At 37.4% G+C, this 23,543-nt stretch carries 19 protein-coding genes and 12 tRNA genes; 26 read left to right on the top strand and 5 right to left on the bottom strand.

Annotation, left to right across the window (positions count from 1 at the left end; all coding sequences use genetic code 11):
- Positions 1 to 60: 60 nt before the first annotated feature.
- The 14 genes from JZO76_RS13170 (at position 61) to hisS (ending at position 2,993) form a co-directional block, all read left to right on the top strand.
- Positions 61 to 149 (top strand) — tRNA-Ser (locus JZO76_RS13170).
- A 10-nt stretch (positions 150 to 159) separates the two neighbouring features.
- Positions 160 to 231 (top strand) — tRNA-Glu (locus JZO76_RS13165).
- A 14-nt stretch (positions 232 to 245) separates the two neighbouring features.
- Positions 246 to 318, top strand: a tRNA-Val gene (locus tag JZO76_RS13160).
- Positions 319 to 326: 8 nt separating this feature from the next.
- A tRNA-Asp gene (locus JZO76_RS13155) sits at positions 327 to 402 on the top strand.
- 16 nt (positions 403 to 418) lie between these two features.
- A tRNA-Phe gene (locus JZO76_RS13150) sits at positions 419 to 494 on the top strand.
- Position 495: 1 nt separating this feature from the next.
- Positions 496 to 576: transfer RNA gene (locus JZO76_RS13145), tRNA-Tyr, on the top strand.
- Positions 577 to 584: 8 nt separating this feature from the next.
- Positions 585 to 658 (top strand) — tRNA-Trp (locus JZO76_RS13140).
- Positions 659 to 671: 13 nt separating this feature from the next.
- A tRNA-His gene (locus tag JZO76_RS13135) sits at positions 672 to 744 on the top strand.
- A gap of 8 nt (positions 745 to 752) precedes the next feature.
- Positions 753 to 824, top strand: a tRNA-Gln gene (locus JZO76_RS13130).
- Between the two features lie 40 nt (positions 825 to 864).
- Positions 865 to 935, top strand: a tRNA-Cys gene (locus JZO76_RS13125).
- 23 nt (positions 936 to 958) lie between these two features.
- Positions 959 to 1,042: transfer RNA gene (locus JZO76_RS13120), tRNA-Leu, on the top strand.
- 58 nt (positions 1,043 to 1,100) lie between these two features.
- A tRNA-His gene (locus tag JZO76_RS13115) sits at positions 1,101 to 1,173 on the top strand.
- Positions 1,174 to 1,287: 114 nt separating this feature from the next.
- Positions 1,288 to 1,596, top strand: coding sequence for a nucleotide pyrophosphohydrolase (locus JZO76_RS13110; protein WP_206905450.1), 309 nt, complete (start codon positions 1,288 to 1,290; stop codon positions 1,594 to 1,596).
- Between the two features lie 113 nt (positions 1,597 to 1,709).
- Entirely contained in the window at positions 1,710 to 2,993 is a 1,284-nt protein-coding gene (hisS, locus tag JZO76_RS13105) for a histidine--tRNA ligase (RefSeq protein ID WP_206905447.1), read from the top strand.
- Positions 2,994 to 3,105: 112 nt separating this feature from the next.
- On the opposite strand, the gene JZO76_RS13100 is transcribed toward hisS, so the two are convergent.
- Positions 3,106 to 4,257 (bottom strand): hydroxymethylglutaryl-CoA synthase, encoded by a 1,152-nt coding sequence (locus tag JZO76_RS13100; RefSeq protein WP_206905443.1) that lies wholly within the window; start codon positions 4,255 to 4,257, stop codon positions 3,106 to 3,108.
- 213 nt (positions 4,258 to 4,470) lie between these two features.
- Between JZO76_RS13100 and JZO76_RS13095 the strand changes: the two genes are divergently transcribed.
- A complete protein-coding gene (locus tag JZO76_RS13095; RefSeq protein WP_206905440.1) occupies positions 4,471 to 6,888 on the top strand; it encodes a hydroxymethylglutaryl-CoA reductase, degradative in 2,418 nt (805 codons plus the stop codon).
- Between the two features lie 121 nt (positions 6,889 to 7,009).
- Here JZO76_RS13095 and JZO76_RS13090 read toward each other — a convergent pair whose 3' ends face one another.
- From JZO76_RS13090 to JZO76_RS13080, 3 genes are all read right to left on the bottom strand, one after another.
- On the bottom strand, positions 7,010 to 7,750 hold the full coding sequence (locus JZO76_RS13090; RefSeq protein WP_206905434.1) for a hypothetical protein: 741 nt from the start codon (positions 7,748 to 7,750) through the stop codon (positions 7,010 to 7,012).
- 139 nt (positions 7,751 to 7,889) lie between these two features.
- The gene (locus JZO76_RS13085; protein WP_206905433.1) at positions 7,890 to 8,147 is read right to left on the bottom strand and encodes a hypothetical protein; all 258 of its coding nucleotides are present in this window, start codon (positions 8,145 to 8,147) and stop codon (positions 7,890 to 7,892) included.
- Between the two features lies 1 nt (position 8,148).
- Complete coding sequence (locus JZO76_RS13080) at positions 8,149 to 9,000, bottom strand: aldo/keto reductase (protein ID WP_206905431.1); 852 nt, start codon at positions 8,998 to 9,000, stop codon at positions 8,149 to 8,151.
- Between the two features lie 129 nt (positions 9,001 to 9,129).
- On the opposite strand from JZO76_RS13080, the gene JZO76_RS13075 reads away from it, so the two are divergent.
- The 7 genes from JZO76_RS13075 (at position 9,130) to tuf (ending at position 18,278) form a co-directional block, all read left to right on the top strand.
- Positions 9,130 to 10,233, top strand: coding sequence for a serine hydrolase domain-containing protein (locus JZO76_RS13075; protein WP_206905429.1), 1,104 nt, complete (start codon positions 9,130 to 9,132; stop codon positions 10,231 to 10,233).
- Positions 10,234 to 10,320: 87 nt separating this feature from the next.
- Complete coding sequence (locus JZO76_RS13070; RefSeq protein ID WP_206905427.1) at positions 10,321 to 11,325, top strand: nucleoid-associated protein; 1,005 nt, start codon at positions 10,321 to 10,323, stop codon at positions 11,323 to 11,325.
- A 54-nt stretch (positions 11,326 to 11,379) separates the two neighbouring features.
- Complete coding sequence (locus JZO76_RS13065) at positions 11,380 to 12,363, top strand: AraC family transcriptional regulator (protein ID WP_206905425.1); 984 nt, start codon at positions 11,380 to 11,382, stop codon at positions 12,361 to 12,363.
- A 132-nt stretch (positions 12,364 to 12,495) separates the two neighbouring features.
- Positions 12,496 to 13,803, top strand: coding sequence for an MFS transporter (locus JZO76_RS13060; protein ID WP_347401467.1), 1,308 nt, complete (start codon positions 12,496 to 12,498; stop codon positions 13,801 to 13,803).
- A gap of 20 nt (positions 13,804 to 13,823) precedes the next feature.
- The gene (locus JZO76_RS13055) at positions 13,824 to 15,419 is read left to right on the top strand and encodes an alpha-rhamnosidase (protein ID WP_206905420.1); all 1,596 of its coding nucleotides are present in this window, start codon (positions 13,824 to 13,826) and stop codon (positions 15,417 to 15,419) included.
- A 13-nt stretch (positions 15,420 to 15,432) separates the two neighbouring features.
- Positions 15,433 to 16,797, top strand: a complete 1,365-nt coding sequence (locus tag JZO76_RS13050) for an MFS transporter (protein ID WP_347401466.1) — start codon at positions 15,433 to 15,435, stop codon at positions 16,795 to 16,797.
- A 293-nt stretch (positions 16,798 to 17,090) separates the two neighbouring features.
- Positions 17,091 to 18,278 carry an elongation factor Tu gene (tuf, locus tag JZO76_RS13045; protein ID WP_206905417.1) on the top strand — a complete coding sequence of 396 codons (1,188 nt, stop codon included), beginning with the start codon at positions 17,091 to 17,093 and terminating at the stop codon, positions 18,276 to 18,278.
- A 47-nt stretch (positions 18,279 to 18,325) separates the two neighbouring features.
- On the opposite strand, the gene JZO76_RS13040 is transcribed toward tuf, so the two are convergent.
- Complete coding sequence (locus tag JZO76_RS13040) at positions 18,326 to 18,586, bottom strand: DUF1905 domain-containing protein (protein WP_206905414.1); 261 nt, start codon at positions 18,584 to 18,586, stop codon at positions 18,326 to 18,328.
- A gap of 148 nt (positions 18,587 to 18,734) precedes the next feature.
- Here JZO76_RS13040 and ylqF point away from each other — a divergent pair, with 148 nt between their 5' ends.
- From ylqF to topA, 4 genes are all read left to right on the top strand, one after another.
- Positions 18,735 to 19,604, top strand: a complete 870-nt coding sequence (ylqF, locus tag JZO76_RS13035) for a ribosome biogenesis GTPase YlqF (RefSeq protein WP_206905411.1) — start codon at positions 18,735 to 18,737, stop codon at positions 19,602 to 19,604.
- Positions 19,585 to 20,352, top strand: coding sequence for a ribonuclease HII (locus tag JZO76_RS13030; protein WP_206905408.1), 768 nt, complete (start codon positions 19,585 to 19,587; stop codon positions 20,350 to 20,352). Before ylqF ends, JZO76_RS13030 begins: the two co-directional genes overlap by 20 nt.
- Before the next feature lie 59 nt (positions 20,353 to 20,411).
- The gene (gene dprA, locus JZO76_RS13025) at positions 20,412 to 21,278 is read left to right on the top strand and encodes a DNA-processing protein DprA (protein ID WP_206905405.1); all 867 of its coding nucleotides are present in this window, start codon (positions 20,412 to 20,414) and stop codon (positions 21,276 to 21,278) included.
- Positions 21,279 to 21,395: 117 nt separating this feature from the next.
- On the top strand, positions 21,396 to 23,474 hold the full coding sequence (gene topA / locus JZO76_RS13020) for a type I DNA topoisomerase (RefSeq protein WP_206905399.1): 2,079 nt from the start codon (positions 21,396 to 21,398) through the stop codon (positions 23,472 to 23,474).
- The last annotated feature ends 69 nt before the right edge of the window (positions 23,475 to 23,543 follow it).

Here is a 23,543-nt window from a genome sequence, read left to right as displayed (position 1 = left end):
GAGTCCTACTGCCGGAGTTCTCAATTACTTGAGAAAAGAGTATTGAGCTTCTTTAACTCTGGAGAGTTGTCCGAGAGGCCGAAGGAGCATGATTGGAAATCATGTAGATGGCTAACGCTGTCTCAAGGGTTCGAATCCCTTACTCTCCGTATATTGACTGGTCCGTTGGTCAAGTGGTTAAGACACCGCCCTTTCACGGCGGTAACACGGGTTCGAATCCCGTACGGATCATTAAAATTTAATTTGGGGGTTTAGCTCAGCTGGGAGAGCATCTGCCTTACAAGCAGAGGGTCAGCGGTTCGAACCCGTTAACCCCCATATAGTGTGGTCCCGTAGTGTAGTGGTTATCACGCCTGCCTGTCACGCAGGAGATCGCGGGTTCGAGTCCCGTCGGGACCGCCATTATAAATTTTAAATTGGCTCGGTAGCTCAGTTGGTAGAGCAATGGATTGAAGCTCCATGTGTCGGCAGTTCGATTCTGTCCCGCGCCACCACGGAGGAGTAGCGAAGTGGCTAAACGCGACGGACTGTAAATCCGTTCCTTAGGGTTCAGTGGTTCGAATCCACTCTCCTCCATTTTTATTAGGGGCATAGTTTAAAGGTAGAACAGCGGTCTCCAAAACCGTTAGTGTGGGTTCAATTCCTGCTGCCCCTGCCATTAATTTAATACGGCGATCGTGGCGAAGTGGTTAACGCACCGGATTGTGGCTCCGGCACTCGTGGGTTCGATTCCCATCGTTCGCCCTTTTCATTGGGGTATAGCCAAGCGGTAAGGCAAGGGACTTTGACTCCCTCATGCGTTGGTTCGAATCCAGCTACCCCAGTTGGTTTCACTTGAAATCATGTTTGTTATAATAGTATAATGGCGCTATAGCCAAGTGGTAAGGCAGAGGTCTGCAAAACCTTCATCACCGGTTCAAATCCGGTTAGCGCCTTAGACTACTATTAATAAAGACATGCCGGCGTGGCGGAATTGGCAGACGCGCTGGACTCAAAATCCAGTGCCCTCACGGGCGTGCCGGTTCGACCCCGGCCGCCGGTATAAAGAGCTAAGATGTTATTTCATCTTAGTTTTTTATTTGAAATTAAATAGGGTAATGGCGATCGTGGCGAAGTGGTTAACGCACCGGATTGTGGCTCCGGCATTCGTGGGTTCGATTCCCACCGTTCGCCCTAAGTAAAGAGACTAGACATCTGTTTAGTCTCTTTTTTTTATTATTCAATCTGGTAGATTGAATAATACGGGGAAGAACAAACTAATAAAGAGAAAGAAAAGAAGGTAAGATAATGGGTGACATGCAAGAAACCATGAAAAAAATTAATAAATTTCGTGATGAAAGAAATTGGCGTCCTTTTCATAATGAAAAAGACTTGGCTCTATCTATCTCGCTAGAGGCAAGTGAGCTGTTGGAAATATATCAATGGAAGACCTCGCAACAAGGAAATCTTGAACGAGAACATCTCAAAGAAGAACTAGCAGATGTACTCATTTATAGCTATATGTTAGCAGACAATTTAGGCTTTGATATTAATGAAATTATTGCTGAAAAACTAAAGAAAAATGCGATTAAATATCCTAAGCCGATTGTAGATTAACCATTAAAAAAGTCTATCATTTCTTATAAATAAATTCTGGAATGGATTCAAGCTAGTAACCCGCTGTAGAAAGTGATATAGTATTTCTGAACATCTTTGAAGGGAGTTATTTGATGAAATATCAAAAACCAAAAGGAACCATGGACATTTTGCCAGGAAATTCAGCTAAATGGCAATATATTGAAGATACTGCTCGCAAAGTCTTTGGCGAATATAATTTTCGTGAATTACGAACACCAATTTTTGAACATTTTGAAGTTGTTGCCAGAAGTGTCGGCGAAACTACAGATATCGTAACAAAAGAAATGTATGATTTCTACGATAAAGGAGAGCGCCACATTACATTGAGACCAGAGGGAACAGCACCATTGGTCCGCAGTTATGTAGAAAATAAATTATTTGGTCCAGAACATGTAAATCCATTTAAGGGCTATTACATGGGGCCGATGTTTCGCTATGAACGACCACAAGCAGGACGTTTACGTCAATTCCATCAAATTGGGGTGGAAGTTATCGGAAGTAAAAATCCAGCTACAGACGTTGAGACAATGGCGATGGCGTTGGATTTTTATCAAAAATTAGGTGTTCGTCATGTGAAACTGGTTATCAATACCTTAGGTAATAGAGAAAGCCGTATGCGTTATCGTGATGCTTTAATTGCTTACTTGGAAACTGTGGAAGAACAACTTAGTGAAGATTCCAAACGTCGACTACACCAAAATCCATTACGAGTTTTGGATAGTAAAGATAAAAAAGATAAAGTAATCGTGGAAAACGCACCTTCGATTTTAGATTATTTAGATGAATATAGTGCGACTTTCTTTAATGAAGTAAAAGGCATGTTAGATGCCTTAAGTATTCCCTATGTTGTCGATCACCGAATGGTACGAGGCCTCGATTACTATAATCATACTGTTTTTGAAATCATGAGCGAAGCAAAAGGTTTCGGCGGTGTATTAACGACAATTTGTGCTGGTGGACGTTATGATGGTTTGATTAGTGAGTTTGGCGGACCGGCTGAAAAAGATACAGGCTTTGGCTTTGCATTAGGGATAGAAAGAGCTCTGATCGCAATCGAAGCAGAAGGGGCGGAAATCCCAGTAGATGAAACTATCGACGTTTACGTAGCTTGTATGGATCAATTAGGGAATGTTTTAGCACAAGCTGCTGCTCAAAGTGCACGTCATGCAGGTTTAGTTTGTGAAAGAGATATTGATTTTCGTAAATTAAAAGCACAATTTAGAACCGCGAATCGCTTAGGAGCAAAATTAGTAGTTGTAATTGGTGAGACCGAGGTACAAGAGCAAAAAGTAGTTATTAAAGATATGGAAAAAGGAACAGAAGATAAAATTGCTGTTGCTGATTTAGATGATTACTTTAAAAATTATTTGAACTAATTAAAAGAGACCCATGTCATGTATTAATGCGTATGGATGTTCCAAAACTTAGATTTTCGGTCTAAGTTTTGGAAATCATTCCATCATCAGTTTACATGATCTGGGTCTTTTTTTAGTTGTGGTAAAAGCGGATGTTATCTTCAATTTTTGCAATACTAAATGGTAGTTCATCATTAAAAGTTGTTGTTTTGTTGTAATCAACATATTCATTAAACATTTTTTCATAGGCTGAGATCGTCAGCTTAGTGCGTTGTAATAATAGAGCTTGATGATAATCTTTCAAAAGATGTTTTTCATAACCAGATTGTAATATACCAGTGAAAAACTGTGAAACTGCTCCTGAACCATAACTAAAAAGACCTAACTTGTCACCAGCTTTTAAAGCAGTGCTGTTTTCTAAGAGGGAAATCAAGCCTAAGTATAAGGAACCAGTATACAAGTTACCAACACGTCGACTATAGGTAATACTTTCATCATAGCGCTCCAATAGGCGAGTAGCATCTTGTTCTGATGCTTGTGGTAGAACTGATTGCAATGCCTTTTTACCCATTTTTGTGTAAGGTATATGAAAAGCTAATGCAGCAAAATCGCCAAAACTTTCTTGGTATTCTTTGCTATAACGATTATAAACCTTATTAAAAGAGTTAATATACGTTTCATTGGATAAAGGTCCGTCGACTAATGGATAAGCGTGGCCAGTTGGACGCCAGAAATCGTAGATGTCTTGGGTTAAATTAATCGTATCATCGCTTAGGGCTAGGATTTTCGGTTGGCTACTAATAAGCATTGCTACCGCACCAGCGCCTTGTGTAGGTTCACCGCCGTTATTTAAACCATAACGGGCAATATCTGCAGCGATAACTAACGCTTTACTTTCAGGATGACGAGAAATATGATTTTTTGCAGCTTCTAAACCAGCTGTTGCACCATAACAGGCTTCTTTAATTTCAAAAGAACGGGCAAAATCTTGGATGCCCAACAGGCGATGTAAAATTACAGCACTAGCTTTTGATTCATCAAAGCTAGATTCAGTACCTACAATCACCAAGTCAATTGCCTTTTTATCTTCATCGGTTAAAATTTTGTTTGCCGCATTTGCAGCATAAGTAACGATATCTTGGCTACTTGGCCCAATGGCCATTTCAGATTGTCCAATTCCGATCATATATTTTCCGGGATCAACATTTCGCACTTGCGCTAATTCGGTCATGTCAATGTAATAAGGTGGTACAAAAAAACTAATTTTATCTATTCCGACGTTCATAAACAAACCCCTATCTTTCTAAATTTCTCTTTGAATTTGTTACTCGTGCAGTCATATTTGCTCTTATAAGGTAGCATAAAAAAAGCTTTTTGACGAAAAAATTATTTTATAATTTAAAGTTTATTTAAACTTTCTTTGCAAATGGTCAGAATTAGTTAAGGTTGTTTTTTTTTTATGAAAGAAATGATATATTTCCTAATGGAGGTGCTACATTTGAAAAGAGTAGTCATTGTTGCTGCCTTGCGCAGTCCGATTGGAAAATACAAAGGGGCATTGACCCAATATAGTGCTGTTGATTTAGGTACAAAAGTTACACAGTCGTTATTATCGCGTTATCCTAAAGTAAAAGATGACATAAAACAAGTAGTATTTGGCAATGTTTTACAAGCAGGAAACGGCCAAAATGTGGCAAGACAAATTAGTATCAATAGTGGTTTATCGTATGAAGTACCAGCAACTACAGTAAATGAAGTGTGTGGCTCTGGGATGAAAGCTGTGATCATGGCGTGGCAAAGCTTACAATTGGGCCAAGGAGAAGTTGCGATTGCTGGTGGTACAGAAAGTATGACCAATGCACCACAATTGCGTCATTTTAATTATGAAACAAATGCCTACGGTGAACCTTTATCGGCGATGATTTTAGACGGTTTAACAGATGCCTTTAGCCAAAAACATATGGGATTAACTGCTGAAAAAGTAGCAGAAGATTTTCATGTTTCCCGCAGTGAGCAAGATGAATTTGCTGTTAATTCCCAACAAAAGGCAGCAAAAGCACAAGCCAATGGGGCTTTTGCTGCAGAAATTGTTCCGATAAAAACCATTCATGGCCTAATGGAACATGATGAAGGCATTCGTGGAAATAGCTCGGTTGAAAAGCTAAGTCAATTAAGAACTGTTTTTAAAGAAAATGGCACGGTGACAGCTGGTAATGCTTCTACTATTAATGACGGCGCCGCTGTTTTATTATTGGCAACAAAAGAATATGCAGATCTGCATGAACTACCTTACTTAACTGAAATCTGTGGATTTAGTGAAGTCGGCATTGATCCGGCTATTATGGGAGTAGCTCCGATTAAGGCTGTGACAGAATTATTAGCAGCTCAAGAAAAAACAGTTGCAGATATTGATTTATTTGAGATAAATGAAGCTTTTGCAGCTTCTTCTGTGGCCGTAGAGAAAGAGTTAGGCTTAGATAGTAACAAAGTTAATCCTTACGGCGGTGGAATTTCGCTGGGTCACGCAATTGGCGCAACTGGAGCTCGGTTGTTGACCACACTTAGCCATCAGCTACAACAAGAAGATAAAGAATATGGTATCGCTTCTTTATGTATTGGCGGTGGCCTTGGCCTTGCTATGTTATTGAAAAGTCCAAGTAAAGAAAATTCAAAAAAAAAATTTTATCAAATGAGTCAAATTGAACGGCTTGAAAAATTACAAGCAGACAAGAAAATTGATCCTATTCAAGCAGCGGAGCTGTTAAATACTACGCTTGATTCAGATGTGGCAAATCACATGATTGAAAATCAAATCAGTGAAAGTGAAATACCGATGGGGCTTGCTTTAAACTTAGTAGTAAATGATAAAGAATATGCTGTTCCCCTAACGACGGAGGAACCTTCTGTTATCGCTGCTTGTAGCTATGGCGCGAAGATGGCTGAGAAATTTACTGCTGTTATTAAAGAACGTTTGTTACGAGGACAAATCGTGTTTTATGACGTTGCAGATGAAAAAACGTTAATTGAATGGTTGGAAAATAATTACGCAACCTTATTTGAAGTTGCAAATGTAAGCTATCCGTCAATTGTGAAACGTGGTGGCGGCTTGAAAGATGTTAGTTGGCGAAAAATTGAGGGAAATTATTTGTCCTTAGATTTAAAGGTTGATGTAAAAGATGCGATGGGAGCTAACATTGTCAACGGCATACTTGAAGGGGTAGCGGCGAAATTGCGTACCGTTTTTCCAAGTGAAAAAATATTATTTAGTATTTTAAGTAATTTGGCAACTGAGTCGTTAGTTGAAGTACGTTGCCGTGTGCCCATTGCGAATTTAGCTAAGGGTGGTAATGGGCATGTCGTGGCTGAAAAAATCGCCATTGCTGCAGATTATGCAAAAAAAGATCCTTATCGGGCTGCTACGCACAATAAAGGCATTATGAATGGTATTGACGGCGTTATTTTAGCTACAGGTAATGATACGCGAGCTGTTGCAGCAGCGGCTCATGCCTACGCAGTAAAAGACGGACAGTATCAAGGTTTGAGTGATTGGAAAGTCGTTGATGACTATTTAGAAGGACGTCTTGTTTTGCCACTTGCGATTGCCACAGTCGGTGGTGCTACAAGGGTTTTGCCAAAAGCACAAGCTGCACTGAATATTTTAGCCGTAGAAGATGCCAAAGAATTAGCTGCTGTGGTTGCGGCAGTTGGTTTAGCTCAAAACTTAGCTGCTTTGCGGGCGCTTGTTTCAGAAGGTATACAAAAAGGGCATATGGCACTTCAATCTCGTTCTTTAGCAATGACGGTTGGCGCAGTTGGCAGTGAAATTGAAATGGTCAGTCGAAAATTGCAAAAAGAGACGACTATGAACCAAGCAACAGCAGCTAAAATTTTGGCTACATTGCGAGCAAGTAATTAAAATCTATGCATAAAAAAACAAGTCACTGAGAAAAGTGACTTGCTTTTTTGTCTGTCCATTTGGCTAGGTTATAACGCATTTTTTAGCGATAGAATTTGGTGTAATGCAGTTTTTTACAGAATTAGCGAGCTGAAATTGGTGTTGCAGCAAAAGCTTCAATGACAGGTATCACTTCTGTTTTTAACTTATACTTTCTTTCAAGAGCTTTTTCAACTGTAAATTCGTTACTATCTTTTGCAACAGTCGCCAATAAACGTTCTTCTTTTGGTGTTTTTTCCACGACTTCATACCCGGCGTCTGTTTGGTTAACCACAAACTTAGGAAAATTTGCAATTGCTTGAGTAAAGTCTGTTACTGTCATTGGTGCGTGAACTTCTTTTTCTTTGTTAGCCCCATCTTTTTCAGCTTCTTTTTTCACGTCTTTGTCAGTAACAGCTTCTTTTTCCACTTCTTTTGGCTGTGTTTCAATTTCTACGGGCTTTTTAGCAGCAGCTTTGTCTGCTTTATCTTCTTTGGCAGTTGTACTTGATAAGCCTTGTGGTAAGTTAGGTTGTAAGTAAGAGGCAATACTATCAGCTAAGTTTGTACTAAAACGAGCGAGTAAGCCTTTTTCTTGTTTTTGGATGCGTTTAACCACAGTGTTAAAGTTTTCATCCATCGGTACAGTAAACTGTTGCACTTGAGCGCCATTGTTAAAAGCAACAGTCATATCGTCTTTTTTCTTAGGATCAATAAAAATATCCAATACTAAATTATAATCTTTTTTGGCTTTTAAAACGATTTCGTTAAACAGTTCTAAACGTACTTGTTCGAAGTTAGGTCGAAATTGTTTTAGCAATTTTTGCTTTTGTTTCTTCTTCATAAATATCTCCTTTTCTGAGTTGAGTCCTTTATGATTATAAAAAAAGTTCGGGTAAATGAAAAGCAATATTGTAAAAAAAATGAAAATAAAGGCATCGATTGTCGTTTTCAGCTAAAATACGACAACCAATGCCTCTATTTTATTGCTTCATTCCGGGTAAAATCAAAATCAACTCATTATTTTCTTCATATGCTACTAGATAACCATTAAAAGTTGTGTAAAGAGGGGTTGTAAGGTACTCTGAAATAGTTTTCTGAAACTGGGGTGTTGCCCAATTTCTAGCTGGAAAATGTTGGACCTTATCAGGCCATACTAAGAAAACAAAATCAGAACTAATGGCTGTCGTAATTTCTTTTGGTAAGTTTAGCAGTCGTTTTTGGATTTTTTCTTTTGTCATTTTAAAAATTCGCAGTATCTGGATTTTTGGCTTTCCCTACGACACCATCTAGTTTGTCAATTGTTGCCATATCTTCATCTGATAATTCAAAATCAAAAATTTCACTATTTTCTTGAATGCGGTTTTTATGAACAGATTTTGGTAATGGTAAAAAGCCATGTTGTAACGACCAGCGTAAAGCAACTTGGGCAATTGATTTGTTGTGTTTTGCCGCAATTTCTTGCATTTCTGGTACACTAAAGATTTTACCTGTACCAAGTGGGCTATAAGCTTCTAGCAAAATATCATTTGTTTGTGCATATTTCACAACTTCAGGTTGCAATTCACCTGGAGCCAAGAAAACTTGATTGACTTGTGGCATAATTTTAGCTGTTTTCTTTAGTTCATCTAAATGATGTGGCAAAAAGTTGCTGACGCCGATTGCTTTGATTTTACCTGCTTCATATAACTCTTCCATTGCTTTCCAGGTACTGGCGTTTGCTTCTTGCCAGTTATCGCGGAAAGTTACGGGGTTTGGCCAGTGGATTAAGAATAAATCAATATAATCTGTCTCTAGTTCTTTTAAAGATTGGGCGAAACTTTCCATCACTAAATCATAGCTATGGTTTTCATTCCATAATTTCGTCGTTAGAAAAATTTCAGAGCGAGGAACACCACTTTCTTTAATCGCCTTACCAACACTTTTTTCATTGTGGTAGCCTTGGGCCGTGTCGATATGGCGGTATCCAGCTTTTAAAGCGGATTTAACTGATGAAACCGCCACATCGCCATCGGGTGTTTGCCAAGTACCAAAGCCGACTTTAGGAATTTTAACGCCATTTTTTAATGTGTAAGTTGATGTAAGATTTTCCATCTATAATGCCTCCAATTCTTTTTTGCTACTTCTAGTTTAGCGTAATTAGCGATTTTTTTCTTTCATTTTGTTTTAGTAAACAAATTTTAGAGTTTGCAGTATAATCAGCAGCAGGAAAGAGGCATTTAGATGAAAAAAAAATATTGGTTTGTAATTGGCATAGTTATAGTATTGTTCATTATTTTTGGTGCTAGTTGGCAAATGGCACACAAGACTACCACAAAAGCTCCGGCAGAAGAAACATCTGTCTCGCGCATTTTAGCCCAGAGTAATCCGCTTTTTAAAGCAGATATCAACCAAATGGTACAAAAAGAACATTTTAAAGGTGTCATACTCGTTGTAAAAAATGGAGAAGTTATTAATCGTAGTGCCTATGGTTATGCTGATTTTGGTCGTTTGAAAAAAAATAATATTCGGCTTTCTTATCCGATTGCGTCTTTACAAAAATTTATGACCGGCAGCCTAATTGCTCAACTAGTAGCAGCAGGAAAGCTTTCCTATGAAAGTAATTTGGCTGCTTTTTATCCTAATCAGCCGGAGTTGGCAAATATCAAGATTCGGCAACTTTTAGATCATACTTCGGGTATTCAAATGGCAGAAAGTAATCCTGGAAAGCTTTTGGGTTTAGAAGAAGATCAACTCAACTATGTTTTGTCAGAAATGCAAGTTACGCAAGATCAAAGCTTTTCCTATACGAATGCCAATTACACCTTGTTATCAGGGGTGATTAGTCAAATTACTGGTGAAAAATATGAGACGGTATTGGAAAATAAAATTATTAAACCTTTGCATTTAAAGCGAACTTTTTCTTGGGAAAAACGGCCGCCTAAGATGACCTTGCCAATTGCGTATCGTTACGAAAATGAAAAAGATTATCAAGATGATGAATTTCATGCGGATAAAGAATTATTTTCAAGTCTGCTGGGGGCCGGCAATTTATTTATGAGTATTGACGACATGTTAAAAGTGCAAAAAGGCTTAACTAATGGGCAAATCCTAACCGCAGCAGAATATAAGGAGTTGGCGCAAATTGAAGATGCTGGATATGCTGGGGGCATTTGGCACGATGAAGGGATTAAGAGTATCCACGGCTCTTTAGGCGGCTATGATACTTTTGTTTATGGCGATGAAAGCAATGAAAACCTCGTATTACTCTTTGCCAATCAACCGGCGATTAACGGTGATGATTTGTTGGCAACGGATATTTATAATTTTGCGACTTCCTTAGATTAAAATAAAAGCAATGAAAAGACTTGTCTTTTCATTGCTTTTTTCTGTACACTGAATCAGAACTTTAAATTAAGAAAAGAGCGAAATAAAATGGATATCTATTTGAAAAAGGCAATTTTACACATTATTGATCGCCAAAGCGGTGATCCTGTTTATTCACAAATGGAATTGGATTTAACGACGGAGTATATTCGGGATTATTTGACTAAAAAAATTCAAAAATTGGCAAGTGCGCAAACAAAAACTGGTAGTTTAGTGGTTGGCTCTGCTTTTGAAGCATTAGCCAGTCAAGCACAAAATGATTTTGTGCAAGTTTCAGAACAATTGGTTGCCCGTTGGTATGACGTGTATAGTCAAAGTGAAGATGCTCCTAGTGCCGATGTTTTTGTCGTGTTATATGAGTTGGATACAAAAATGCAGCTGGCTTTTTTGAAGGTTAATTACAATGACGGCTTTACGCATTTTGTGGATTCATCAGAAAGTGGGCTAAATAATCAATTAATCATTAATCGGGCAATTTTAGCCGGCAAGTCGCAAAAAGCTGACGAAGGCATCACGCTTGATTTAACCGATATGGTTTATGAATTGATTGAAAAAAAATACACCTTTTCTGGGGAAAAGAACTTCTATTTTTCAACCCGTGTGATTGAAAGCCAGCCTATCCCATCACTAGAAGAAAATGTCAAAGTAATCAAAAAAGTAGCCGAAAAAATCGGTAAGAAATTTGAAGCTGCTAGTCATGATGTGGTAGCTGATGTCAAAGACGCTGTCTATGAAGCAATAGAAGAAAATGGTCAACTTGAAGTAAAAGAAGTTGCCCAAAAAGTTTTTAAAGACAACATTACAGCTCAAATGGCCTTTGAAGAAGAAGTAGTAGAAAAGGGGTTTGTGAACCAAGCCCCATTACTAAGGGAAGTAAAAGAAATTACGGAAAAGAAATACAGTAAGCAAAAACTAAAACTTTCAAACGGGATTGAATTAATAGTTCCGTTAGATGTTTATCGAGATCCCAATCTAATTGAATTCACTAATAATCCAGATGGGACGATTTCGGTGATGATTAAAAATGTGGAAGATGTGATTAATCGGTTGTAGATAGAATTTGTTCAGTAGCTGGTTGCGAGTAGTTTTGTTAAAAGTGGGGATAGTATGGAATTTTCTGAATTAGAAATTATTTTGCAGCAAGAAAATGAAATTGAAAAAATACAGCGAAAAGAAGGGTATAATGTTAACGATCAGAATTTACCCTTCGAAAAGGTTGCTGTTCCTAAAATGCCGCAAGAGTCTTTTTTCAAAGAAGGAAATATTTTTATCAATAAGCATCATCGTTATTCTGTTATGCCGGCTCATACGCATTCTTTTGTTGAGTTCAACTACATGCTTTCAGGAAGTTGCATTCAATATGTTAATGGAAAAGAAATTATACTAAAACAAGGCGAACTTCTTTTATTAGATAAAGATATTGTTCAAGAAATCAATAGTCTCAATAAAGATGATATTTTGATTAATATCTTGCTAAAAGATGAATCCATCACGACTGAATTAATTGTTAATATGGTGAAATCTAATGGTGTCGTAGGTGAATTCTTGATGAATGCTTCGAATCAGTACAGTAGCCATGATTCTTTTTTACATTTTCACTGCGGCGAAAATGAAGCTGTCCAGTCTGTGTTACACCGTTTAATTTTGGAATATTATAATAAAGAGAACTTTTATATGCGGGCGATTAATTTACTAATGTCACTTTTAATTATTGAACTGACCCGAAGCATTGAAAGTCAACAAGAAGACGAAGATGAGGAACTTTTGCAATTATTACGCTACATTGAAATTCATTATCCGCATCTGACCTTATCTGAAGTATCGAAAGAATTTGGTTATAACCCAAATTATATTAGTAATAAATTGAAAAAACAGACAGGTCGTTCTTTTAAAGAATTAACTAATTACATGCGTTATCAAAATAGTCTAGAATTGATGCGGGAAACAAATAAAAGTTTTTTAGAGATTGCTTATGAAGTTGGCTACGAAAATTTATCCTCGTTATACAAATTATTTGCCAAATACACAAGAGATACACCAAAAGAGATTAGAAAAATGATGGAAAAATCGAATTTTCAGGGGAATGAGTAAAGGACTCATTCCCCTTTTTCTGTGGTTTGGATAAAAATATTGTTGGATTGTGCTATAGTTAGTTGCTTGTTATCCGCTTACAATCTTAGTAGTTAAATGAATTATTTCATTACAAATGAAGGAGTGGAAAACGTGAATAAGAATGAAGAAAAATCAGATTTATTAAAGGAATACTCACCATTAGCAACAGCAGCTGGAATCGGCTCAATGCTGGGATCTGGATGTATCGTTGGATTGTCTGCTACTATTCCGGTCTGGCAAAAAGGTTTGGAGTTAACAGCTGGACAAGTGGGAATTATTTCAGGTGCGTTGACGTTTGCGATTGCCTTTGGTTCGCTATTTGCAGGAAATATTACTAAAATATTTGGTTTAATTAAATCTTTTAATTGGCTGAATCTCTTTTATGCAATCGGGGCTGGAATTTGTGTTTTATCAAATAACTTTAATTTTTTGTTAGTTGGCGTAATTATTATGGGATTTGCTTCTGGAGCGGATTTACCAATTAGCTTGACTGTAGTTTCTTATGATGCACCCGACGAAACAACATCAGCGAAATTAGTATCTTCAACACAAATTTTTTGGCAAATTGGCGTATTTATTTCGTATATCTGCTCGTTTTTATTATCCGGTATTAGTGGAGTTTTAGGAGCTAGAATTGTTTTTGGGATTTTATTTTCTTTTGCTTTGGTGACCTGGTTATGGCGATCTTCATCGAAAAAATTCAAAATGTTTCATGAACGCGGTGCAAAAAATCAAGCAGCTAAAAAAGAAGGCGAGAATGCAGAAGTATCGTTTAAAAATGTATTGTTTGGCTCAAATAAAGAAAAATACTTAGGCTTTTTCTTTGCCATTTTAATCTTTTATGTTTGTTGGAATTTGTTAGCGAATACATGGGGACAATTTCAAACATATGCATTAACAAATGCAGGAGCAACACAGACACAAGCAACTGGTCTGGGCATTATCTTGAATGTTGTTTCACTATTGACAACTATTGCCTTTACTTCTGTAGCTGGTGGAAAGTATCGTAATAAAGCATTTTTCTTAGGTGCCTTTGTTCAATTTGCGGCAATGTTGGGGATGGCTTTAATTGGCGGAGGCGCTGGTTTCTTAGCGTTAGCGGTTACAATCGGATTTTACAATTTTGGCAATCCACTAGCAGGAGAAGCCATTTACAAAGTTTGGACACAAGAGTCATTTCCAGCAGAAACGCGGGCATCTTTACAAGGATTTATTAATGGTTTTTCAAGAATGTGTTGTGGTCTGTTTGCTTTTGTTACACCATTTCTTGTTGCGCCAGGAAGAATCCAATATTCAATGTATGGTTTTGCAGGTATTGTTTTTCTTGCAACGTTAGCTGGAATTATGATGATGCGTCTACAAAATAAATATCGTCATGGTAAAAAACCAAAAGCAGAACAAGAAAAAATAGTAGCGTAAAACGAATTGGAGGGATTATTGTGACTTTTACTTATCAAATTAATGATGATGTAGTTTGGAATAAAGATAAAAAATTATTGGACAAGGCTGATAGAAATAAACCAGAAATACTAAAAAGTAAAATTCAGCCGGTTGCTATCGTCGAAATATTGCCGGATGAAAAGAAAATTAATGGCTATAAATCAGCGATTACAAAAACGAAAATTCAACACCTTCCGCAAGTCTTATTAAAACGAGATGATAGCATTATTTTGGATTTAGGTGATCATTATGTAGGTACTTTTGCTATTGATATTCAGTCCATTGGTTCTCCAATGGATGCTCCTTTATTTTTGAAAGTGAAGTTTGCGGAGGTTGCTGCTGAAATTGCAGCTGATTCGGCTGCATATGATGGTTGGCTTTCTCGCTCCTGGATTCAAGAAGAATACATTCATTTAGATGTATTGCCGACGACATTAAAAATGCCTAGAAGATATAGTTGTCGATTTATTGAGTTATCTGTAGTTGATACATCACCAAAATGGCAAGTTTCATTTCAAAATCCGGTTTTTACAGCTGAGAGTAGCGTTACGATGGAACAATTACCAAAAGATACACTAGCAGATGCTGAATTAGAAGCAATCTGTAACGTTTCAGTAAAAACTTTGATGGATTGTATGCAAGATGTTTTTGAAGATGGACCCAAACGAGATCGCCGTCTTTGGCTAGGAGATCTTCGTTTACAAGCGTTAGCCGACTACTATACCTTTAATGACGTTAGGCTAATTAAACGAGGCCTTTATTTATTTGGTGGAATGACGACAAGTGAAGGAAAAATTCCTGCCAATGTTTTCATTACTCCGCAATTGACGCCAGATGATACTTTTTTATTTGATTATAGTCTATTTTTCGTAACAACATTATTTGATTATATCCAACATACAAATGACGTAGAGGTACTAGAGGACTTATATCCAGTAGCTAAAAAGCAAATTGATTTGGCACTGTTATTAGTAACTGAGCAAGGAAAACTATGCTTACAAGATGAATGGCCAGTGTTTATTGATTGGTCAAATGATTTTAAAAAGAATACGGCTGGTCATGGCGTTATGATTTATGCGCTAAAAAGATTTGTAGAATTAGCAAAACGCCAAGAAGATGTTCAATTGCAATTCTATCAGGAGAAGTTGGCACAATTAGTTGCATACGCCAAAGATTATTTGTTTGATGCAACAGAAAACTTATTCATCGTTGCAGAAAACGAAGAAATAAATATTGTTAGTCAAGTTTGGATGATTTTATCAGAAATCATGCCACCTGAAATGAATAAAAAAATTCTTGAAAATACGGTGAAAACATTATTTCCTATTGAAGGGATCGCAACACCGTATACGTATCACCATGTAGTTGAAGCCTTTTGTATTGCTGGTATGAAAAAAGAAGCAGTTACATTGATAAAAGATTATTGGGGAAAAATGATTGATATGGGAGCAGATACATTTTGGGAAGCGTTTAAACCCGAAGACCCAAACTTTTCACCTTATGGTAGTCCCATTGTTAACAGTTATTGCCATGCATGGAGCTGTACACCGCCATATTTGATTAGAAAATATCTACTGACAAAAATCAATAAGTAATGGGGGGATTTAGGTGGAATCTACTAAAGGGATAAAACATGATGTACGTGGGATTTCCAAATGGCGTCAACGTTTAGGCTATGGCATTTCTGATTTAGCGTGTAATCTAATTTGGCAAATGATTTCTTTATACCTTCTCTATTTTTATACAGATATTATGGGATTAAATGCCGCTGCTGTTAGTCTAATGTTTGTCATTACCAGGATTATTGATGGCGTGACAGACTTATTAGTAGGATATCTAATTGATCACACCCATACACGATGGGGGAAATCGCGCCCTTATTTTCTTTTTGGAGCAATTCCTTTTGCCTTTTTTGCATTCTTATGTTTTAGTGTGCCGAATACTTCCGTTGCTGGCAAAATGGTTTATGCTTATGTTACTTACATTGGCTTATCTTTTTCTTATACGTTGGTCAATGTTCCGATGGCTTCGATTTTGCCAAGTTTAACAACAGATGCAAAAGAAAGAACGGCACTCTCTACATCTAGAAAATTTTTTGGTTTTCTTGGTGCAACTGTTGTAAGTTCTTCAGCTTTAGTTTTAGTTAATCTTTTTGGTGGTAACAATCAAGCTTTAGGATTTAAAAAAGTAATGTTTATGTTTGGTTTAATTAGCTGTATTTTATTTTTTATTACCTTTCTTTCTGTTCGTGAAATACGTGTCGAAGAAAAACAAACACTAACAATGAAAAATATTATAAAAGCATTGCGGCAAAATACCCCCTGGTTAATTTTTGCATTGAACATTTTATTTATGTGGACAGGCTTTTTCTTACAAACGAGCTCTTTGGTTTATTATTTTGTTGTAGTGGTGGGAGACAGAGGCCTTTCAATTACAATTGCTACTATTATGTCAATTGTACCTATGTGTGCAAATTTTTTTGTTCCTTTTTTGGCTAATAAAATGGGGAAGAGAAATCTTTTTATCATAGCTTCGCTTATCCAAGCAGGAGGAATAGTCATTATTCTGCTTGGAACTATAAATCATTTTGTAATTATAGTTGGTGCACTAGTGTCCGCCTTGGGATACGGAATAAAAGAAAGTATCTATTTTTCTATGCAAGCAGATCCTGTTGACTACGGCATATGGAAAAACGGAATAGACGTTTCAGGTTCTCTATCTGCTATCAATGGGTTCTTAGGAAAAGTTGCACAAGCTGTTGCTGGAGGGATTGCTGGGATATTGCTTGCTTGGGGAAGCTATGCACCAAATGCTGTAGAGCAAACGAACCAAGCCACTTTAGCCATTAAATTAATGTATGGATATATTCCTATAGCGCTCATTGTCGGTTCTGTCATTGTGATGTCTTTTTATAAATTAGATCAAGAATATCCGCAAATACAAGTTGAGTTAGCACAACGAAGAAAAATTTAAATTTTTTTATTGAGTAAAAGGCAGATAGAAGGAAAACTTCTATCTGCCTTTTTTTGCTATTATATAAGGTGTTTAGATGGATTAATTCGGTTATTACGTAGCTGTATTTTTGAGCGAGACATATTTTTTGACTTTGACTAAAATTGACCTATAATAAGAGTCAGATCGAAACTTATAAAAAGTAAGCAGTTTACAAGCGTAAATTTTTTACAATTGTAAGGAAAAGTCTATAATAGGTATCAGAGAGTCAGCAATGTATGACCCGCTGATAATAATTATTGGAGGTTTTATTAATGGCAAAAGAACATTACGACAGAAGTAAACCACACGTTAATATCGGTACCATCGGACACGTCGACCATGGTAAAACGACATTGACTGCCGCTATCACAACTGTTTTAGGTAAAAAAGGATTAGCAAACCCACAAGATTACGCAAGTATCGACGCAGCACCAGAAGAACGTGAACGTGGTATTACAATTAATACTGCTCACGTGGAATATGAAACTGAAAAACGTCACTATGCCCATATTGATGCGCCAGGACACGCGGACTATGTTAAAAACATGATTACCGGGGCAGCTCAAATGGATGGGGCAATTTTAGTTGTATCTGCAACTGATGGCCCAATGCCTCAAACGCGTGAACATATTTTGTTAGCCCGTCAAGTTGGCGTTAAATATTTGATCGTTTTCTTGAATAAAACAGACCTAGTTGATGATGAAGAATTATTAGAACTAGTTGAAATGGAAGTTCGCGAATTATTAAACGAATATAACTTCCCAGGGGATGATATTCCTGTCATCCGCGGTTCTGCTTTAAAAGCTTTAGAAGGAGATCCAGAACAAGAAGAAGTTATCATGCACTTGATGGATACAGTGGATGAATATATCCCAACACCAGAACGTGACAATGACAAACCATTCTTGTTACCAGTTGAAGATGTCTTCACAATTACTGGTCGTGGTACTGTTGCTTCAGGTCGTATTGATCGTGGTAAAGTCAACGTTGGTGATGAAATCGAAATTATCGGGATTAAACCGGAAACACAAAAAGCTGTTGTAACTGGTTTGGAAATGTTCCGAAAAACTTTGGATTATGGTGAAGCCGGCGATAACGTTGGGGTATTGTTACGTGGGATTACCCGTGACGAAGTTGAACGTGGTCAAGTATTAGCTAAACCAGGTTCAATTACACCACATACAAAATTCAAGGGTGAAGTTTATATCTTAACAAAAGAAGAAGGTGGACGTCATACACCATTCTTTAATAACTACCGTCCACAATTTTACTTCCGTACAACGGACGTAACAGGTAACATTGCATTGCCTGAAGGTACTGAAATGGTAATGCCTGGTGATAACGTTACAATCGAAGTTGAATTGATTCATCCAATCGCTGTTGAAAAAGGAACTACTTTTTCAATTCGTGAAGGTGGACGTACTGTTGGTTCAGGTATGGTTACTGAAATCGAAAACTAATTTTAGATTTAAAAGACACGTTGCCAATTTTGCAACGTGTCTTTTTTTTATTTAAGGCAATCAACTTTCCAAATTTTTTGCTGAATGTCTTTTTTAATGCCGAGAATATAACAAATATTTCCCGCTGAATCTTTAAGTCCCATGTTTACAATGCTGCCGGCATAAAAGACGCCATCAAAAGTAGCATTAACCTTAAGGCGTCCTACACCAAATTCTTTTTTCAAATCATAGGGGAAAACGACATATGCGCCACCCTTGCCAATTTTTGAGGGCATTATTTCTGCAACAAAAGTATATTTAAGCTTCATTTTTTCACCTGCTTTGGTTTGTTATCTTTAGTATAGTCTGTAATAAATATATTACAGATAGTTAAAAATGAAAAAGAACACGTTTTAAATTGCCATTATTCATGTTAAAATGCGAAGATGTAGTTTAAATGAGAGGAGTTGTCTAAAGATGACAATTCAATGGTTCCCAGGACATATGGCAAAAGCCAAACGGGAAGTTAGTGAAAAGCTAAAGTTTGTTGACATCGTTTTTGAATTAGTGGATGCCAGACTGCCGCTTTCTTCGCGTAATCCATTATTAGATCAAATTTTACAACAAAAACCACGCTTAGTGATATTAAATAAGGCTGATTTGGCTGACCCTGAACAAACACAAAAATGGCAGAGCTATTTTGAAGCAAAAGGCTTTGCAGCTTTGGCAATGAATGCCTTGGAAAATCAAGGAACTAAAAAAATTGTGACGAAGGCCAAAACTGTTTTGGCTGATAAATTTGCCAGAGATAAAGCCCGAGGCATTAAACCACGGGCAATTCGCGCGATGGTGATTGGCATACCAAATGTCGGCAAATCAACTTTAATGAATCGTTTAGTTGGTAAAAAAATCGCGCAAACAGGAAATAAACCAGGGGTAACAAAAGGGCAACAGTGGCTGCGTTCTGGTAGTGAATTAGAGCTTTTAGATACGCCAGGGATTTTATGGCCCAAATTTGAAGATCCTGAAATTGGTAAGAAATTGGCTTTAACTGGCGCCATTAAAGACCAACTGTTACATTTGGATGATATTGCACTATTTGGTTTGGATTTTTTCACGCGGTATTACCCGGGGCGCGTAGCCAAGCGCTATCATTTGGAGTTAGTCGACGAGCAATTACCTTTACCAGACTTATTGATGTTGATTACAGAAAAAAGAGGATTTCGTGATGACTATGATCGTGGTAGCGAGTTGGTTGTCGTTGAGATTCGGCAAAGTAAATTAGGCCCCTTTACCCTAGATCGTTACGAAGAAGCAGGAGTTTTCAATGAAAGCACAAGCAATTAAAGATATCAAAATAAAACTAGCGACACTAACCGATGCCAATGATCCTTATCTAATGGCTTTAGCTCAAGATGAAAGAGCTGGTGTTCAAAAATTACTGCAACAATTTTATCGGCGTTTAGATAAAGAGCAAGCGTTAAAAGATAAATATGTTGAAATGACTAGTTTTGAGCGAACATTACACCAAGAAGGTCATCGTTTTATCGCAGGGATTGACGAAGTAGGACGGGGTCCTCTAGCAGGTCCGGTTGTGGCTGCGGCGGTTATTTTACCTGCAGATGTTGTGCTTTTAGGTTTAAATGATTCTAAACAATTATCGGCTAAAAAAAGAGGGCAGCTATATTGTGAGATTCAAGAAAAAGCGATAGCTGTCGGAATTGGCGTCGTGGATCACGAAGAAATCGATCGTATTAATATTTTGCAAGCAAGTAAAAAGGCGATGCTGTTAGCTATAGATGACTTAGCCGTAGAACCAACACATCTATTAGTAGATGCAGTAAAACTAGACTGTGATATTTCCCAAGACAATCTGATCAAAGGGGATGCGCGATCGGTTTCAATAGCAGCAGCAAGTATTATAGCCAAAGAAATGCGGGATAATTTGATGAAAGAATACCATCAAATCTTTCCTTTTTATGCTTTTGATAAAAATGCTGGTTATGGAACGAAAGATCATCTGAATGGTTTAAAAAATCACGGCATTTGTGCGATTCACCGGAAAACTTTTGCACCAGTTAAAAATTATTTATAAATATTTTTCCTTCTTTTTGCGTATCTTTATTTGAAGATAACTAGAAAGAAGGTTTTTTAATGGAAAGAGAATGGTTCTTATTAAAATTAGCTTTATTGCAAGGTGCAGGTATTATTACCAAGTGGCGTATTTTGGAATATGCGCAAAAACACCAGTATTTTAATTTTACCGCTAAAGAAGTGCAGCCGTTATTATCAAGAAAATGTGACAGCTTTGTTTTTTACAATGATTGGAACTTTTTGACGCAAGAGGTGCTGCAGCAAAAATTAAACGGTCAAAAATATGTCACGTTAGACTCTCCTTTGTATCCAAAGCGACTAAAGGAAATTTACCAACCACCTTTTGCTTTATTTTACGAAGGAAATATTTTACTGTTGCAACAAGAGAAAATTATTGGTTTTGTCGGTTCTCGAAATGTTTCACCTTATGGTAAGGAGATCGTGAAAAAGTTTGTTCCACCCTTAACAAACCGAGGCTACACGATTGCAAGTGGCTTAGCAAAAGGGGTGGATAGTTGCAGTCATTTAACTGCGATGCAGTCTTTTGGTCAGACGATTGGTGTTGTGGGGTGTGGTTTGGACATCTGCTATCCAAAAGAAGTTTTTACCATTTATTGGGAAATGTTAAAAAATCAGTTGGTCATCAGTGAATATCCCTATGGTACACCCGTAAGAAAATATCACTTCCCGATGCGCAATCGGATTATTGCCGGTATATCACAGGCGGTATGCGTAGTAGAAGCCAAAGCAAAAAGCGGTTCACTTACTACGGCACAATTGGCATTAGACACAGGTAAAGAGGTTTTTGCCTTTCCTGGCGATATTTTAAACGGCCGTTCAACCGGTTGTTTGCAGCTGATTCAAGATGGTGCAAAATGTGTAATTTCTTTAAAAGATATTTTAGAAGAGTTGCCAAATTTTGAGTAAGATTAATTGCCTTCCTTGACAAACATTTTTTTAATGGATATGATTACCTACGATTTAGTTACCAAAATTCAGGTATAATATAGTAGTAAATTGTTAGGAAGGAGCCATCAATTATATATGGCATATAAATATTTAGTAATTGTTGAGTCACCGGCAAAAGCCAAGACAATCGAGAAGTACTTAGGTCGCAACTATAAAGTTGTTGCCAGCGTCGGCCATATTCGCGATTTACCAAAAAGTAAAATGGGAATTGACGTTGAAAATAATTACGAGCCCCATTATATTTCCATTCGCGGAAAAGGCGATGTAATCAAAAGTTTAAGAAGTGCCGCCAAAAAAGCACAAAAAGTTTATCTCGCAAGTGACCCGGACCGTGAAGGGGAGGCTATTGCATGGCATTTGGCACATTTATTAAATCTTGATTTAGAAGACAAAAATCGCGTAGTCTTTAACGAAATCACCAAAGATGCCGTTAAAGCTGCTTTTAAAGAACCACGAACTATTGATTTGGATCTAGTGGATGCTCAACAAGCACGGCGCGTTTTAGACCGTTTAGTGGGTTACTCTATTAGTCCAATTTTATGGCGTAAAGTCAAAAAAGGCTTGAGTGCTGGTCGCGTACAATCCATTGCGCTAAAGATGATTATCGATCGGGAAAAAGAGATTCGTCAATTTATTCCGGAAGAATATTGGTCGATTGATGGCAATTTCCAAAAAGAACGAAAAAAATTCAAAGCTAATTTTTGGGGCGTCGATGGCAAAAAGAAAAAATTACCTAACGCTGAAAGTATTAAAGAAGTTACAAGTCGTTTAGATGGTAAAGATTACGATGTCGTGAAAGTCGAGAAAAAAGAACGTAAGCGCAATCCAGCTGCGCCTTTTACAACCAGCAGTATGCAACAAGAAGCAGCCCGCAAATTAAACTTTAGAACACGTAAAACCATGATGGTCGCCCAACAACTTTATGAAGGAATTGCGCTAGGTAAACAAGGTACCGTCGGTTTAATTACCTATATGCGAACCGACTCAAAACGGATTGCAGACTCTGCTAAAGCAGAAGCAGCAGAATTCATTGAAACAACTTATGGTAAAGAATATTCTTCTCATAGTCACAAAAAAGTAAAAAACGCGCAAGGCGCGCAAGATGCCCACGAGGCAGTTCGTCCAACCAGCGTGACACGAACACCAGAGGAAATGAAGCAATATTTAGATAAAGATCAATTAAAACTTTATACGTTGATTTGGTCTCGTTTTGTTGCAAGTCAAATGACACCAGCTGTTTTAGATACAATGAAAGTCACTTTAGAGCAAAATGGTGTGATCTTCATTGCCAACGGTTCTAAGATTAAGTTTAAAGGTTTTATGCAAGTTTATGTCGAAGGTACCGATGATGGTAAAGAAGAAAAAGAAAACATCTTGCCAGAATTAGTTGTAGGTGATGTTGTAAAAGCAATTGATATTGAACCAAAACAACATTTTACGCAGCCACCAGCACGCTTTAGTGAAGCAACTTTAATTCGCACGTTGGAAGAAAAAGGCGTAGGACGTCCTTCAACATACGCCCCAACAATTGAGACGATTCAACGTCGTTACTATGTAAAATTACAGCAAAAACGCTTTGAACCAACGGAATTAGGCGAAATTGTCAACTCCTTAATTGAAGATTTCTTCCCACAAATCGTGGATGTTAACTTTACGGCTGAAATGGAAACAGACTTGGATAAAGTAGAAGACGGCAAAGAAAACTGGGTTAAGGTTGTGGATCGTTTTTATAAGCCATTTGAAACTGAGTTGACAAATGCAGAAGAAAAAATTGAAAAAATTCAAATCAAAGATGAACCCGCTGGCTTTGACTGTGACGTTTGTGGGCATCCAATGGTGATTAAACTTGGGCGTTATGGTAAGTTTTATGCGTGTAGCAATTTCCCTGATTGCCGCAACACCAAACCGATTGTAAAAGAAATCGGCGTTATTTGTCCGGTTTGTCACAAAGGACAAGTTATCGAAAGAAAGTCTAAGAAAAATCGCTTATTCTATGGTTGCTCTCGTTATCCAGATTGTGACTTTACTTCTTGGGATAAACCAGTTGGGCGCGATTGTCCAAAATGTGGTCAATATTTAGTTGAGAAAAAAGTTAAAGGTGGCAAACAAGTCGTTTGTATTAATGGCGACTATGAAGAAAACGTCCAAAAATAAGTAATACAAAAATAAGTGGCGCACTTTTTTACCCGTATCCAATCACTGCTAAAAATTCGCTTAGTGTGC

Source organism: Candidatus Enterococcus myersii (genome assembly GCF_017316025.1).
Taxonomy (GTDB): Bacteria; Bacillota; Bacilli; order Lactobacillales; family Enterococcaceae; genus Enterococcus_C; species Enterococcus_C montenegrensis.
Note: the sequence above shows the minus strand (reverse complement) of the source record. Positions and strands in the feature narration are given on the sequence as shown.

Coding starts and splice junctions, on each gene's coding strand:
- JZO76_RS13110 (WP_206905450.1), top strand. CDS start 1,288: ATGGGTGACATGCAAGAAACCATGAAAAAAATTAATAAATTTCGTGAT.
- hisS (WP_206905447.1), top strand. CDS start 1,710: ATGAAATATCAAAAACCAAAAGGAACCATGGACATTTTGCCAGGAAAT.
- JZO76_RS13100 (WP_206905443.1), bottom strand. CDS start 4,257: ATGAACGTCGGAATAGATAAAATTAGTTTTTTTGTACCACCTTATTAC.
- JZO76_RS13090 (WP_206905434.1), bottom strand. CDS start 7,750: ATGAAGAAGAAACAAAAGCAAAAATTGCTAAAACAATTTCGACCTAAC.
- JZO76_RS13085 (WP_206905433.1), bottom strand. CDS start 8,147: ATGACAAAAGAAAAAATCCAAAAACGACTGCTAAACTTACCAAAAGAA.
- JZO76_RS13080 (WP_206905431.1), bottom strand. CDS start 9,000: ATGGAAAATCTTACATCAACTTACACATTAAAAAATGGCGTTAAAATT.
- JZO76_RS13075 (WP_206905429.1), top strand. CDS start 9,130: ATGAAAAAAAAATATTGGTTTGTAATTGGCATAGTTATAGTATTGTTC.
- JZO76_RS13070 (WP_206905427.1), top strand. CDS start 10,321: ATGGATATCTATTTGAAAAAGGCAATTTTACACATTATTGATCGCCAA.
- JZO76_RS13065 (WP_206905425.1), top strand. CDS start 11,380: ATGGAATTTTCTGAATTAGAAATTATTTTGCAGCAAGAAAATGAAATT.
- tuf (WP_206905417.1), top strand. CDS start 17,091: ATGGCAAAAGAACATTACGACAGAAGTAAACCACACGTTAATATCGGT.
- JZO76_RS13040 (WP_206905414.1), bottom strand. CDS start 18,586: ATGAAGCTTAAATATACTTTTGTTGCAGAAATAATGCCCTCAAAAATT.
- ylqF (WP_206905411.1), top strand. CDS start 18,735: ATGACAATTCAATGGTTCCCAGGACATATGGCAAAAGCCAAACGGGAA.
- JZO76_RS13030 (WP_206905408.1), top strand. CDS start 19,585: ATGAAAGCACAAGCAATTAAAGATATCAAAATAAAACTAGCGACACTA.
- dprA (WP_206905405.1), top strand. CDS start 20,412: ATGGAAAGAGAATGGTTCTTATTAAAATTAGCTTTATTGCAAGGTGCA.
- topA (WP_206905399.1), top strand. CDS start 21,396: ATGGCATATAAATATTTAGTAATTGTTGAGTCACCGGCAAAAGCCAAG.